Genomic DNA, 13544 nt, shown 5'->3' on the forward strand with positions numbered 1-13544 from the left:
AGAACGAAAGTTACCATTCCGGTGGCTTTTTATTTGATTTCGCTCGTATCCTGCAGTGTTTTCCGTGAAAGTTCTCTCTCATAAAAGAAAATATACTGCTGCAGCACACCCGCAAATCCGGGATATTTCGAAAAATTTTCTTCAATCAGCGCCTCGCAGAGCCGTGTTTCGGGAACATGTCCGGTACAGCAGCTTTTCGGGGCATACTCCCGCAGCAGGATCTTTTTGATCCAGGTGTCTACCGGGAAAGCGCTGATATGATGCAGGCCGAAGAGGCAGATGCAGTTGGCGACCTTGATGCCGATTCCGTAGCAGGAGAGGAGAACTTCCATGGAGTCAGCGTAATTCAGTTTCATCAGGCGGTCAAGATCCAGCTTTCCGGAGCAGATGTCCTCGCAGGTCCGCTTGATGTACTTGGCGCGGTAGCCGAGCTTTAAGGCGAGAAGATCATCCAGAGAGGCGCGGTTTAACTCTTCAGGGGATGGAAAAGCATAATAATATCCGGATGAAGGATCTGTGATTGCTGGTGCGGCGGATGTAGATAACTGTTTCTGAAAAGTCGCAGAAGCATGCTGCCCTGCGGATATATCGGAAAACTGCACGTTGGGCAGAATTGACGTGTGGGTACGGAAATTGCACTCTGACGGAATTTTATGCCGTGTTCCATATTTTTCGCTCAGCGCTTCCACCAATGCCCGGATCGCCGGAATCGTTTTCTGCTGTGAGATAATAAACGTAATGATCATCTCCCAGAGATCCTGATTCAGGATCCGTATCCCATTGCCGAAAGCTGCCGCCTTCGAGAGATAATCATCCATCGGATCGATCGCCCGGATATAAGCATCATAATCCGTCTCAAGGTCAAAATAATGTTCCCAGAATGCGAACTCATCATTTGGACAGTGGAAAGTCACCTCATCTCCATGCTGTTCTATGATGAGAAAATGTCTGCCGCTGATAACCCGGTAAGCCGTCTGTGAACGATTCGGATCACACGGAACCATGCGGAAACACTGACCGGAGTCGGCAATCTGGCGGATGTTGAAGTTTTTTAAAGCTTTTGTGATCATAAAGTCTCCATAAAGATGTATGAAATAGTTCCCGGATAAAGTGGGAAAGTATTCGAAGTTCGATGCAAAGTGCGGGAACTGCAGGTATCAAAAATACCACCCGGCAGGAAATTCCAGCGGGTGGTAAAAATGAATTGCATATTTCAGTCTGGCGGAAGAAAAATTACTGCTCAGCCTTCTTATTCGCTTTCGCCTGAAACTTCTCGTTCTGGATAATGAAGCGCTCGTGGCGGCCTCCGCCGATTTTTCCTTTGGCATCATAAGCGGCAACATCGAATACGAGACGGCGTCCGTCGACTTCGACAAGTTCAGTCTCACACCATACGGTCATTCCAAGCGGTGTCGGTGCGTCGTGTGTTACGTTTAAGAGTGTACCCACGGTACCGCAGCCCTCGTCGAGCTGATCAGCAACGCTCATCCAGGCAGTCTTTTCCATTAAAGCGGTCATAGCCGGTGTCGCGAACACGTCGAGTGTGCCGCTTCCCATTGTTTTTGCGGAGTTTGCGTCAGAGACAACAACTTCCTGTCTTCCTTTTATTCCAGTTTCCAGCATAAGTTTGTCCTCCATGATTAAATGAATACCACAGTTTACAATACCGGAGATCCTGACAGTGACAGCGAAGATCCGGGATTTAAACCGGGAAAGTGTGGTCAGAGCGGCGTTTTCCTGCCTGACACTGACATATAAAGTATAGAATACTCGTACACGAATTGCAAGAAAAAGACTTACTGGTTTGTGATCATTTTTTTCAGATTCTCAAAAAGCTCCAGATCGGATTTGGTCACACGGATGTTGGAGGCGAGTTCTTTGCCATCCGGTTCGATAACCTTAAATTCGATGATCATGTTTTCCTGAATGCCATGTTTGTAGACCGCACGCCAGAAAGCCGGGAATTTCGGGTGGTTTCTGGTAAAGGTCTGCCAGGAGTTTTTGAACTGCAGAAACATCATTGGGTTTATACTCAAAATATTTTCCTCTTTCCTAAAATTGTGTTTCGGATAGTCACGCAGCGGGTCAAATGGACGCCGGTGCCACTGTTTGCGCAAGGCACAAACAGTAACATGCTGATGGATTCCAGTATAAAATATTTGAGCAGGAATTGCAAGATATGGGAAGAGTATGCTACAATTAGCACTGAGAAAGTGGTTGCTGTATACGGATCGGAATTTTCCGAACTGAAAATTCTGCTCAATACAGCGGTGGATTTTGCCGATCTGGAATGCGAAGCATCGGCAAAACGATGGTCAGCAGTTGTAAAGGAGCGAGATACAATGCTGGAGGACGCAAAAAAACGGATGGCAGAAAATGTCATCTGTAATTTGAAAAAAAGAAATATAGAGGGGATCTATTGCCGGGATAAGAAAGCGGCAGTGGAAACGGTCCTCTCGCTGATCGAACCTGGCGCTTCCATCGGCTGGGGCGGCTCGGCATCGATCCGGGAGCTGGGAATCCTGGCTGAATTGGAAAAATCCGGGCATGAGATGCGGGATTATCCGATGAAAGATAAAGAGACGATGGGAAATCCGTCATATCTCGGCTCCTGCAGTGCGGACTGTTTCCTTATGGGAACGAATGCGATCACTGTAAAAGGCGAACTGGTCAATATTGACGGTGCGGGAAACCGTGTGGCCTGTCTGATCCATGGACCAAGGCAGGTGATCATTGTTGTCGGAATGAATAAGCTGGTGCGGAGTATTGAGGATGGGATTGACCGGATCCAGACGCAGGTCTGCCCGATCATTGCAGATGCTACCGGCCGGAAAACGCCATGTGGTGTAAAGGGAGTCTGCATGGACTGCCAGTCCCCCGACTGTATGTGCTGTTCGATCGTTGTTACACGGAGATCCCGATATGACGGACGGATCAAGGTTGTGATCGTTGGGGAAAATTTAGGCTATTAAAATAAGATTACTGGAGGAACCCAATGTTTTTTATTGGCGGAATTACTCAGGGGACAAAAGAACTGGTTTATAACGCGGCGGCGATGATCTGTGGCCGCTGCGGGAGATATGGACGGTATCAGGTGTTTATGACCTATATGTGCCTGTCCTTTTTCTTTATTCCGATCTTCAAATGGGGACGGAAATATTATGTGAAGACAAGCTGCTGCGGGACCGTTTACCAGCTGGACGAGGAAGTCGGAAAGCGGATCGCCGCAGGAGAGGATGTGCCGATCCGGGAGGAAGACCTTACCCTTGTTTCAGAGGGGCATGATGCCCCGGCCTGGGATGTGCCGGTGAAGCGGTGTTCAAACTGTGGCTATGAGACGAAAGAAAATTTTGACTATTGCCCGAAGTGTGGAAAGAGGTTTTAAGACATGAAGATCACATACATTCATCACAGCGCATTTCTTGTGGAGACGGAATCGGCGTATCTGCTGTTTGACTATTTTCAGGGAAAACTGCCGGAGTTTTCTGAGGAAAAGCCGCTCTATGTGTTCGCCAGTCACAGACATCCGGATCATTTTTCAAAGGTGATCTTTGAACTGGAGGAGAAACATCCGAAGATCCATTATATTCTGGCATTTGATATCTGGAGTAAGCGGGTTCCGGAATCTTGTAAAGGAAAGACAGAATTTTTAAATCCGGGACAGGTGCTGGATGATGGGACACTGAAGGTCGAGGGATTTAAGTCCACGGATGAGGGCGTCGCGTTCTGGTGCAGTGTGGATGGTCTGGAGATCTACCATGCAGGCGACCTGAATCACTGGTACTGGGATGGGGAAGATCCGCAGTGGAATAAGAATATGACGAAGGCGTATCAGAAAGAGATCTCGAAGATGCATGGGCGGACGGCGGATATTGCGTTTTTGCCGCTGGATCCGAGACTCGGTGAATATTTTTACTTGGGAATCGATGATTTCGTGAAGGAAGTCGACGCGAAACATATTTTCCCGATGCACTTCTGGGGAGAATACGATGTGGCGGAGCGGCTGAAAAAAATGCCATGTTCGGCGGGATACTGTGACAGAATCGTTGAGATCCATGAAGAGGGAGAAAGCTGGGAAATCTGAGAGGGGGAATAAAATGCAGCTTGCGACCTCAATGAATATCGGAAAAGTGATGGATGAAGAAGCGAAAAGAGAACGGTTTGCTTCCTGGTATATTACATTACCTGGAATTCCTGAGTACGAAAAAGAAATGATAGAGAAGTCATTGAAATATAACGTGTGGAAAGAACTCATAACACTATTCGTTATTTATATGATCTTATCATTGACATGGTTTTTCGGCGCTGGGCTGTATGATCCTTTTCAGAGCATAACAGGCTATAAACTCACAGGAAAAAAGAATGTCATTGCAGTTGTACAGGAAGATGGACAGTCATTGCGTCTGAAAGATCCAAATAAAGGTGAGCATGTACAATATACACTTGCGGAACTTGGAATGGATCCGGTAAAGTATTCTTATGGAAACAGGCTTCAGACATACTGGGAAAAAGAAACGGATGGTGAGTATCATTTCCTTGCCATATTGCCGGAAAAACAGGTATCGAAAATAGAAGGTCTTTATTATGGGGTGATGGGAGTCGGATATTTTACGATCCTTATTGGCGGAATCAGCGTATTTTTCATTCGAAGGAAGCGGTACACAGGATGGTTTCCGCGCTTCTACGACAGGATGGAAAAGTTTTATTCAGAGTATGATGTCTGGAGAAAGTACAGTGTTGAAAAGGGATATGACACAATAGATGCCATTATTGCTTACGGAAATGAAAATCAGCCATCCTTTGTAAAAGAATTTTCTTGTACCCGGCTTACAAGAGAGGAAGAGAAGAAAAAGAAATCAAAGATAATCGCTGTATGGTTGACGACTATAGCTGGCATGACAGGAATCGTACTGATCATTTCACTGCAGGTGAGTATTGCGTCAGAAATCGAACAAAGGAAAAATGAGGCAAGAACGGCAGCTGTTTTAGAAAAACTGCAGGCTGCGATCAACGAAAAAAGGCCCGGTCCTGCTGATGGATCAGAAGATTACAGCTATGCAGATATGATCGACCGGGCGAGAAATACATTTCCGGAAGAAGATGTTTACTACAAGCTTCTGACAACCGAAGAGTACGTTGCTCTAATTGTCACAACAAAGAAAAAACAAAATGTCTGCTTTGACCGGTATGTACCGGTACATGGCTCAATTGGCGAAGAGGGAACAGAGTATAAGCTTGCAATTTCTATGGTATCGGACGCAATCCAGCCGGATGACATTTTGCATAATTATACAGGGATTCTTTTGTCCCCGACATCGTAATGTGAACAAATATAAATTGAGAGGAGAACACCATGAAATTCACATTTGCGCATAACAATTTTAATGTCACAGATCTTGACAAGTCCTTAAAATTCTATGAGGAAGCTCTTGGATTAAAGGAAGTAAGAAGAAAAGAAGCGGCGGACGGGAGCTTTATCCTGGTATACCTCGGAGACGGCGTGACACCGCACCAGTTAGAACTCACATGGCTCAGGGACTGGGAGAAAGATCACTATGATCTTGGAGACAACGAGTTCCATCTTGCATTCCGGGTAGATGATTTCGAGGCGGCTCACGCAAAGCACAAAGAGATGGGATGCATCTGTTTTGAAAATGAGAAGATGGGGATCTATTTTATCACAGATCCGGATAATTACTGGCTGGAGATCGTGCCGACAAGAAAATAATGAAAAGGTCCGACAGCCAGATATATGAAAAATTCACACATCAGGCAGAAATGACGGAAACTGTTCTCACTGGAAAAATAGCAGCCGGTCAGGGATAGGAAACATAGAAACAGATAAAACAGGAGGAGCTAAGATGATTCTGATTAAAAACGGACGTGTGGTAGACGCAAAGAGCAATACAGACGGGATTCTGGACGTTGTCATTGACGGCGGAAAGATAAAGACCATCGGAAAAGTGGAAGATGACGGAAGCTATGAGCAGGTGATCGATGCAGACGGCTGTGTCGTAGCGCCGGGCCTCATTGACGTCCATGTTCACTTCCGCGATCCGGGACTTACATACAAAGAGGATATCCAGACAGGTTCCGCCGCAGCGAAAAAAGGCGGATACACAACGGTTGTCACCATGGCAAATACAAAACCGCCGGTAGACAATGTGGAGACCGTAAAATATATCATCGAAGAAGGAAAGAAGACAGGCATCAATGTTCTTCCGGCCGCATGCGTTTCTGTTGGAATGAAGGGGCAGGAGCTCACGGATATGGATGCCTTAAAGGCAGCAGGAGCTGTTGGATTTACGGACGATGGAATCCCGCTGATGAACGAGAAACTCGTCTACGAGGCCATGAAGAAGGCGAAAGAGTTAAATGTACCGCTGAGCTTCCATGAGGAAGACCCGGCATTCATCTCCGAGAACGGAATCAACGCAGGTGCAGTCGCAAAAGAGCTTGGAATCACAGGTTCCCCGGCACTTGCTGAGGATTCTCTCGTAGCTCGTGACTGCATGATCGCCCTGCACACAGGCGCGTCAGTCAATATCCAGCATATCAGCTCCGCCACATCTGTAAAGGCTGTGAAGCTTGCGAAAGAGCTTGGAGCAAACGTGACAGCGGAGGTCACACCTCACCATTTCACATTAGATGAGACCGCTGTTTTAGAACATGGCGCAATGGCGAAGATGAACCCGCCCCTTAGAACCGCGAAGGACCGCGATGGAATTATTGAAGGAATCAAGGACGGCTCCATCGATATGATCGCCACCGACCACGCTCCGCACAGCGCGGAGGAAAAGGCAGTTCTTCCGGTATGGAAAGCACCGAGCGGAATTATCGGTCTTGAGACTGCTCTCGGCCTTGCGGTGACAGAGCTTGTGAAGAAAGGCCACCTGACAACCATGCAGCTTGTGGAGAAGATGTGCGTGAATCCGGCGAAGCTGTATCACTTTGATAAGGGATATCTAACAGAGGGAGGGGATGCCGATATCGTGATCTTCAATGAGAACGAGGAATGGACCGTTACAGATGATGAGATCGCGTCCAAGTCCCACAACACGCCGTTTATCGGAACAAAACTTTTCGGACGTGTGAAGTATACGATCTGCGGTGGAAAGATTGTATACAAGGATTAAGAACATTCAGCAGAGCTCCCTGGCATCGGGCTGATAAGACTCAGAGAGTCCGGTTGGAGCTGGATCCGGGGAGTGCAGCTGTTTTCAACAATGCAGGAGGAGGCAAAGCTGAGAATTGTGAGAAATAAAGAACAGGAGAAAACAAGTCATGAAAAAATACCAGGTGCTTCTTTTTGATGTGGATGGAACACTTCTGGATTTCGACAAGGCGGAGAGGATCGGCATCGAGCGGGTACTCACCCACTTTGGCGTACCGGCTACAGAGGAGAATGTGCAGAAGTACCACCATCTGAACAAAAGCTACTGGCAGAAGTTAGAGCGCGGGGAGATCACGAGAGAGCAGGTGTTAAGCCTGCGATTTGAGGATTTCTTCAGTGACTTCGGAATCAAGGTAAATGGCGCTGAGGTCGATGGATTGTACCGCCAGACATTAAATGAGAGTGCGTTTCTCTTAGACGGAGTCATGGACCTCCTTAATGGCTTAAAGAATCGTTATGAGCTTCATATCGTCACAAACGGCGTGGCGGAGACCCAGTATAAACGTCTCGCGGCAGCAGGCCTGGACAAGCTGTTTCAGGGAATCTACGTTTCCGAGGAATCCGGATACCAGAAACCGCAGCAGGAGTATTTTGATTACTGCTTTGAAAAGATGGGCAGAAACGATGTGGAGAACATGCTGATCATCGGTGACTCCCTGACTTCTGACATCCGTGGAGGAAACAATGCCGGAATCGATACTCTGTGGTACAATCCGCACCACCAGGAGAACACGGCCGGGGTGCATGTGGATTACGAGGCGGATACGCTGGAAAAGATAGGTGAGATGTTGAGTTAATTTCGGAAAGACAGCAGCAGGCAATTTTTCTGAAAAGTTATGTAAACTAAAAGCGCCTGGAACGAGATAAAATCCATGGAAAATCATTTTGAAGGCTGGTTTTACCGCTGGTATCTTTCAAAATTGCAAAAAGTCATAGCAATACTGAGAAACATTGTCAGACATCTTGACAAATACGAGGATTTTTCTTATAATTAAGCTTTCCCGGAGAGCATTGTCCGCCGCATACGGATCCGGTGAAGGGACAGAAAGAGCGGCGGCGAATATATAGAAATGAGGGGTGTATTTCATGAACAAGAACACGACAGATATCACATTATCAGCTTACTTTAACGACATCGTGATTGGATATTACGAGGACGAGGACCTGGTAAAACAGTTTGGAAGACAGCTTGGATTCGACGTGGATATGGACACCTTTATGGCGGTATCATTCCAGTATCCGTCTGATATGAACGTAAAACCGGAAGACCGCGAGAAACTTACAAATGCGGCAAATGCGATCATCGCTCTATCCGACATCAACAAAAAGATCGGCGGCAAACAGATCATTACCTGCGACAGCGGTGACTGTGTGATCCTGATCATGAAAGATAAGTCTGGAATGCGCGACCTGATCCCGCAGATCAAGGAGACTGCTCTTCAGGAAGTTGAAAAGATCGAGTCCGACAGAAAGATCCGTGTCGGCATCGGTACGATCGAGAGCGGCATCAAAGGCATCAAGCATACATACAGCAATGCCCAGGATGCGGTAAAGGCCGGCGAGATCTTCAAGAAAGACCGTGTGATCCTTGAATACATGGGAATGGAGATCTACAGCAGTATCAACCAGATGGTTGTAAACTTCGGTGACCGCCTTACCAGAACCGTATTAAAACAGCTCGGTGAGACTGAGAAGCGGGTTCTCGCGAAATACTACAAATGCAAAGAGGACATCGCTGAGACTGCAAGACAGCTCGGAATGTCTGAGGATGATGTAAAAACAAGCTTAAATATGGTCCGCATCAACACCGGACTTGACGTAAACGATACAGAGGATAACTTCAAGCTCCACTTCATTATGATCGCGAAGAAAGTTCTTGAGAATGACGAGAGAATCAAGAAGAATCGTTAATTCACCAGGAAATTTCTGCAGCTGTCTGCGTAAGGCATGAACAGCAGCGCGTAAAAGGTGGACGATACAGAAGAAATCAGCAACAGCCCTGCGCATAATATGTGCCGGGCTGTGAGCCGTTATGGACGGTAAAATGCTGAATGGTAAAAGACAAACCGGCGGGGATCTGCCGGACAGAAGGGGATACACATATGAAGACAATGCTGGAGCGCGGAGCCGGAATTTTAATGCCGGTGTCAAGTTTGCCGTCACCGTATGGAATCGGTACATTTGGCAGTGCGGCCTATGAGTTTGTGGACTTTTTGAAGAAGGCAAGACAGAAATACTGGCAGGTTCTGCCGGTCGGACCGACAAGCTACGGGGACAGCCCGTATCAGTCGTTTTCCGCGTTTGCGGGGAATCCGTATTTTATCGATCTGGACACACTGGTGAAAGAGGGACTTCTCACACAGGATGAGATCAACGCCTGCTACTGGGGCGATAATCCGACCCAGGTGGCATATGATGCAGTGTTCTGGTACCGTTTCCCGCTGCTTAAAAAAGCGTATGCGAGAAGTGAGTACCGGGAGGAACAGGGCTACGAGAAGTTCTGCATGGACAGCTGGTACTGGCTGAACGATTACGCGTTCTACATGGCACTAAAGTTCCATTTTGATAATAAAGAATGGCTGGCCTGGCCGGAAGACATCCGCTTCCGCAAAAAAGAGGCAGTGGAGTCCTACCGTGAGGAGTTAAAGGACGAGATCGACTTCTGGAAATTCCTGCAGTATAAGTTTTACCAGCAGTGGGGAAAACTCCGCACATACGCGAATGAACAGGGAATCTCCATCATCGGTGATATTCCGATCTATGTGGCGCTTGACAGTGCGGACGTCTGGACACATCCGGAATTATTCCTTCTGGACGAGGAAAACCTGACTCCGCTCAAGGTTGCCGGAGTTCCGCCGGATGCCTTCAGTGAGACGGGACAGCTCTGGGGCAACCCGCTGTACCGCTGGGATGTCCAGGAAAAGACAGATTTTGCATGGTGGAAGGAGCGTATGAAAGCGTCCGCCCGCCTGTATGATGTAGTCCGCATCGACCACTTTATCGGCGTGACCCAGTATTACGCGATCCCGGCCGGTTCCGAGGACGGAAAGACCGGAGAATGGTTAAAGGGACCGGGAAAGAAACTCACGGATGCGATCAACATGGTCATCGGGGACACGAAGATCATCGCGGAGGACCTCGGGATCTTTGTTCCGGAAGTCAAAGAACTTCTCGAGGAGACCGGCTATCCGGGAATGAAGATCATCGAGTTTGCATTCAGCGGTGACCGCTTCAACGAGCATCTCCCACATATGTACTCTCCGAATTCTGTCGTTTACGGCGGAACCCACGACAATGAGACTCTGGTGGGCTATTTTAAGCCGGAAGAGCGCCAGTGGTGGGAATTACAGTACATTGCGGATTACATGGGCGTCTCCCATCAGCATGAGGTCGTAGACAAGGTCCTGAAGACCGCCTATGCGTCTGTCGCGAGTGTTGTCATCTTCCAGGCTCAGGATATCCTGAAACTGGACAACTGGGCGAGAATGAACACTCCGGGAACAGTTGGAAACAACTGGAGATGGAGAATGAAACCGGGCGAACTGAACCAGGATCACATCAACCATCTTTCATGGCTTGTGGATACATTTGGACGGTTCTGACGGTGCGGTCACAGGACAAAAATACCGAGTGACAGAGTCGGCTTTTGTCGATAACAACAGATGTGTGCCGTACGCGGTACAGTGCCGGAAAATAAGGAAAAACGGGCGGTTTGCAAGGGGAAAACAGACCGCCCGTTTCTTGGAAATTCGATTGACACCGGACCGGAATTGTGATATTGTTAAGTTAATTCCGATGCACTATTGAACTCACATGTTTTTGTAAGTCATTTGCGCGATACGATGAATTACAAAAGCATGTGAGTTTTTTGAAATAAAGACCATCAGCGATGTGTGGAGATTTCCAGTAGGGCTTAGTACGGAAAAATTCAATTTTTTATGGAGGTACCAAAATGAACAACGGTACAGTTAAGTGGTTCAATTCTGAGAAAGGCTACGGATTCATCTCCAACGACAACGGCGGCGACGACGTATTCGTACACTTCTCCGCAATCGTAGGCGACGGCTTCAAGACTCTTGAAGAGGGCCAGAAGGTTACTTTCGACACAGAGCAGGATCCGAAGAACAGCAAGAAGCTTCGCGCTGTTAACGTAGTTAAACTCTAATTCGAATAAAAGAGAAAACAAAGAGCTGCCGTTCCGGGAATATCCGGAGCGGCGGTTTTTTGTTTGTTTAACAGTAAATTCCGATGGAACTTCCTGTTAAATAAAAAGGCATTGCATGCCTAAGATGCGCGCTCGCGTGAAGATGAAGGATGTCGCAGGCGACCGCGCTCGGCGCGAGAATGTGCCAGGGCATATTCTTTTTATGATAGAAATTTCTGCACCTCTATAAAATTTCCCCCTAAAACAGGCTTTTTTCAAGAAAAGCCTTGCAAAATGCGGCATTTCCTAATAGAATAAGAAGGACTTTGGTAACTGCTCGGCTTGATTTTATGATTTGTGGACAGTTGCCATTTTGATTATGCCCGGATATATCGATCTGTGGCAGAGTGTTTGTGCCCGGCGCGGGATGCGCTAAGGCGCATTTTGTGTTATGATCCACATTGTACGTGGATCCGTAAGTATTTCACAGGTACCCCTTGTCAGTCAAAAGGAGATTTAGAAAATGATTAGTGCAAATAATGTGACACTCCGTGTCGGCAAAAAAGCTTTATTTGAAGACGTAAACATTAAATTTACAGAAGGAAACTGCTACGGTCTCATCGGTGCCAACGGTGCCGGAAAGTCCACGTTCTTAAAGATCTTATCCGGTCAGCTCGAACCGACAAACGGTGAGGTTGTGATCACTCCGGGCCAGCGTCTTTCTTTCTTACAGCAGGACCACTTTAAATACGACGAATATACAGTTCTTGATACCGTTATCATGGGCAACAAGCGCCTCTACGATATCATGAAGGAAAAAGACGCGATCTACGCAAAAGAAGAGTTCACTGATGAGGACGGGATCAAGGCAGCAGAACTTGAGGGCGAGTTCGCAACAATGAACGGGTGGGAAGCAGAGTCTGACGCTGAGAACCTCTTAAACGGTCTCGGAATCGAGACAGAGCTCCACTACAAAATGATGAAAGACCTCCTCGGCGCGCAGAAGGTCAAGGTTCTCCTCGCACAGGCGTTATTCGGCAACCCGGATATCCTGCTCCTCGACGAGCCGACCAACCACCTGGATCTCGATGCGATCGCATGGCTCGAGGAGTTCCTGATCAACTTCGAGAACACAGTCATCGTTGTATCCCATGACCGTTACTTCTTAAACAAGGTCTGCACACAGATCGCTGATATCGACTACGGCAAGATTCAGCTCTATGCCGGAAACTACGACTTCTGGTTCGAGTCCAGCCAGTTAATGATCAAGCAGATGAAGGAAGCAAACAGAAAGAAAGAGGAGAAGATCAAAGAGTTACAGGAGTTCATCCAGAGATTCTCCGCGAACGCTTCCAAGTCCAAGCAGGCGACATCCAGAAAACGTGCCTTAGAGAAGATCGAGCTCGATGAGATCCGTCCGTCCAGCAGAAAATACCCGTATATCGACTTCCGCCCGGCGCGTGAGATCGGTAATGAAGTGCTTTCTGTTGAAGGACTTACAAAGACGATCGACGGTGTAAAGGTTCTCGACAACATCTCCTTTACACTCGGAAGAGAAGATAAAGTTGCACTTGTAGGCCCGAACGAGATCGCGAAGACAACACTCTTCAAGATCCTTGCAGGCGAGATGGAGCCGGATTCCGGAAGCTACAAATGGGGTCTCACAACGACTCAGGCGTACTTCCCGAAGGACAACAGCGCCGAGTTCAACAACGATGATACGATCGTAGACTGGCTGACCCAGTATTCCCCGGAAAAGGATGTTACTTATGTCCGCGGATTCCTCGGAAGAATGCTGTTTGCCGGTGAAGACGGTGTGAAGAAGGTAAAAGTTCTCTCCGGTGGTGAGAAAGTGCGCTGTATGCTCTCCAAGATGATGATCTCCGGCGCGAACGTGCTGATGTTCGATGAGCCGACTGACCATCTCGACATGGAGTCCATCACTGCGTTGAACAACGGAATGAAGAAGTTCCCGGGTGTGATCATCTTCTCCTCCCGTGACCACCAGGTTGTAGAGACAACTGCAAACCGTATCATGGAGATTGTCAACGGACAGCTGATCGATAAGATCACAACCTACGACGAGTACCTTGAGAGCGATGAGATGGCGAGAAAGAGATTCACATATACTCTTACTGAGAGCGAAGAGAATGATGACTGATCTTGCGGCCTGACTGATCTGCTATAAAAATCAGCAGCGTGTAAAAATAAAAAAAGAGCACAGGT

Annotated in this window: 14 protein-coding genes; 11 read left to right on the plus strand and 3 right to left on the minus strand. The window is 47.6% G+C overall.

All coding sequences use genetic code 11. From position 1 onward, the window contains the following. Positions 1 to 29 precede the first annotated feature (29 nt). From ACXMYH_RS00945 to ACXMYH_RS00955, 3 genes are all read right to left on the minus strand, one after another. A complete protein-coding gene (locus ACXMYH_RS00945; protein ID WP_486555332.1) occupies positions 30 to 1070 on the minus strand; it encodes a DNA-3-methyladenine glycosylase family protein in 1041 nt (346 codons plus the stop codon). Between the two features lie 163 nt (positions 1071 to 1233). Continuing rightward, positions 1234 to 1623 (minus strand): thioesterase family protein, encoded by a 390-nt coding sequence (locus ACXMYH_RS00950; RefSeq protein ID WP_021905862.1) that lies wholly within the window; start codon positions 1621 to 1623, stop codon positions 1234 to 1236. A 173-nt stretch (positions 1624 to 1796) separates the two neighbouring features. Then, a complete protein-coding gene (locus ACXMYH_RS00955; RefSeq protein WP_243019601.1) occupies positions 1797 to 2036 on the minus strand; it encodes a hypothetical protein in 240 nt (79 codons plus the stop codon). A gap of 306 nt (positions 2037 to 2342) precedes the next feature. Here ACXMYH_RS00955 and ACXMYH_RS00960 point away from each other — a divergent pair, with 306 nt between their 5' ends. From ACXMYH_RS00960 to ACXMYH_RS01010, 11 genes are all read left to right on the plus strand, one after another. Continuing rightward, positions 2343 to 2972 (plus strand): lactate utilization protein, encoded by a 630-nt coding sequence (locus ACXMYH_RS00960; RefSeq protein ID WP_486555333.1) that lies wholly within the window; start codon positions 2343 to 2345, stop codon positions 2970 to 2972. A 23-nt stretch (positions 2973 to 2995) separates the two neighbouring features. After that, on the plus strand, positions 2996 to 3385 hold the full coding sequence (locus tag ACXMYH_RS00965) for a zinc ribbon domain-containing protein (RefSeq protein WP_215702572.1): 390 nt from the start codon (positions 2996 to 2998) through the stop codon (positions 3383 to 3385). A gap of 3 nt (positions 3386 to 3388) precedes the next feature. Then, positions 3389 to 4084: an MBL fold metallo-hydrolase gene (locus ACXMYH_RS00970; RefSeq protein WP_486555334.1), complete on the plus strand. Its 696-nt coding sequence runs from the start codon at positions 3389 to 3391 to the stop codon at positions 4082 to 4084. A gap of 13 nt (positions 4085 to 4097) precedes the next feature. Then, positions 4098 to 5321, plus strand: a complete 1224-nt coding sequence (locus ACXMYH_RS00975) for a hypothetical protein (protein ID WP_486555335.1) — start codon at positions 4098 to 4100, stop codon at positions 5319 to 5321. A 32-nt stretch (positions 5322 to 5353) separates the two neighbouring features. Continuing rightward, positions 5354 to 5728, plus strand: coding sequence for a VOC family protein (locus ACXMYH_RS00980; protein ID WP_015552238.1), 375 nt, complete (start codon positions 5354 to 5356; stop codon positions 5726 to 5728). Between the two features lie 133 nt (positions 5729 to 5861). Beyond that, positions 5862 to 7136 carry a dihydroorotase gene (locus ACXMYH_RS00985; RefSeq protein ID WP_486555336.1) on the plus strand — a complete coding sequence of 425 codons (1275 nt, stop codon included), beginning with the start codon at positions 5862 to 5864 and terminating at the stop codon, positions 7134 to 7136. Positions 7137 to 7284: 148 nt separating this feature from the next. Beyond that, on the plus strand, positions 7285 to 7971 hold the full coding sequence (locus ACXMYH_RS00990) for a YjjG family noncanonical pyrimidine nucleotidase (RefSeq protein WP_021905869.1): 687 nt from the start codon (positions 7285 to 7287) through the stop codon (positions 7969 to 7971). A gap of 289 nt (positions 7972 to 8260) precedes the next feature. After that, positions 8261 to 9085 (plus strand): hypothetical protein, encoded by an 825-nt coding sequence (locus ACXMYH_RS00995; protein WP_117515863.1) that lies wholly within the window; start codon positions 8261 to 8263, stop codon positions 9083 to 9085. 191 nt (positions 9086 to 9276) lie between these two features. Further along, on the plus strand, positions 9277 to 10776 hold the full coding sequence (gene malQ, locus ACXMYH_RS01000; protein ID WP_329752595.1) for a 4-alpha-glucanotransferase: 1500 nt from the start codon (positions 9277 to 9279) through the stop codon (positions 10774 to 10776). A 350-nt stretch (positions 10777 to 11126) separates the two neighbouring features. Next, the gene (locus ACXMYH_RS01005; protein ID WP_015552243.1) at positions 11127 to 11339 is read left to right on the plus strand and encodes a cold-shock protein; all 213 of its coding nucleotides are present in this window, start codon (positions 11127 to 11129) and stop codon (positions 11337 to 11339) included. A gap of 502 nt (positions 11340 to 11841) precedes the next feature. Then, on the plus strand, positions 11842 to 13479 hold the full coding sequence (locus tag ACXMYH_RS01010; protein ID WP_118297534.1) for an ABC-F family ATP-binding cassette domain-containing protein: 1638 nt from the start codon (positions 11842 to 11844) through the stop codon (positions 13477 to 13479). Positions 13480 to 13544 lie beyond the last annotated feature (65 nt).

It is taken from the genome of Pilosibacter sp. NGB245 (genome assembly GCF_057397225.1).

Excerpts from the sequence above, each read along its gene's own strand:
- ACXMYH_RS00945 (WP_486555332.1), bottom strand. The coding sequence starts at position 1,070 with ATGATCACAAAAGCTTTAAAAAACTTCAACATCCGCCAGATTGCCGAC.
- ACXMYH_RS00950 (WP_021905862.1), bottom strand. The coding sequence starts at position 1,623 with ATGCTGGAAACTGGAATAAAAGGAAGACAGGAAGTTGTTGTCTCTGAC.
- ACXMYH_RS00960 (WP_486555333.1), top strand. The coding sequence starts at position 2,343 with ATGCTGGAGGACGCAAAAAAACGGATGGCAGAAAATGTCATCTGTAAT.
- ACXMYH_RS00965 (WP_215702572.1), top strand. The coding sequence starts at position 2,996 with ATGTTTTTTATTGGCGGAATTACTCAGGGGACAAAAGAACTGGTTTAT.
- ACXMYH_RS00970 (WP_486555334.1), top strand. The coding sequence starts at position 3,389 with ATGAAGATCACATACATTCATCACAGCGCATTTCTTGTGGAGACGGAA.
- ACXMYH_RS00975 (WP_486555335.1), top strand. The coding sequence starts at position 4,098 with ATGCAGCTTGCGACCTCAATGAATATCGGAAAAGTGATGGATGAAGAA.
- ACXMYH_RS00980 (WP_015552238.1), top strand. The coding sequence starts at position 5,354 with ATGAAATTCACATTTGCGCATAACAATTTTAATGTCACAGATCTTGAC.
- ACXMYH_RS00985 (WP_486555336.1), top strand. The coding sequence starts at position 5,862 with ATGATTCTGATTAAAAACGGACGTGTGGTAGACGCAAAGAGCAATACA.
- ACXMYH_RS00990 (WP_021905869.1), top strand. The coding sequence starts at position 7,285 with ATGAAAAAATACCAGGTGCTTCTTTTTGATGTGGATGGAACACTTCTG.
- ACXMYH_RS00995 (WP_117515863.1), top strand. The coding sequence starts at position 8,261 with ATGAACAAGAACACGACAGATATCACATTATCAGCTTACTTTAACGAC.
- malQ (WP_329752595.1), top strand. The coding sequence starts at position 9,277 with ATGAAGACAATGCTGGAGCGCGGAGCCGGAATTTTAATGCCGGTGTCA.
- ACXMYH_RS01005 (WP_015552243.1), top strand. The coding sequence starts at position 11,127 with ATGAACAACGGTACAGTTAAGTGGTTCAATTCTGAGAAAGGCTACGGA.
- ACXMYH_RS01010 (WP_118297534.1), top strand. The coding sequence starts at position 11,842 with ATGATTAGTGCAAATAATGTGACACTCCGTGTCGGCAAAAAAGCTTTA.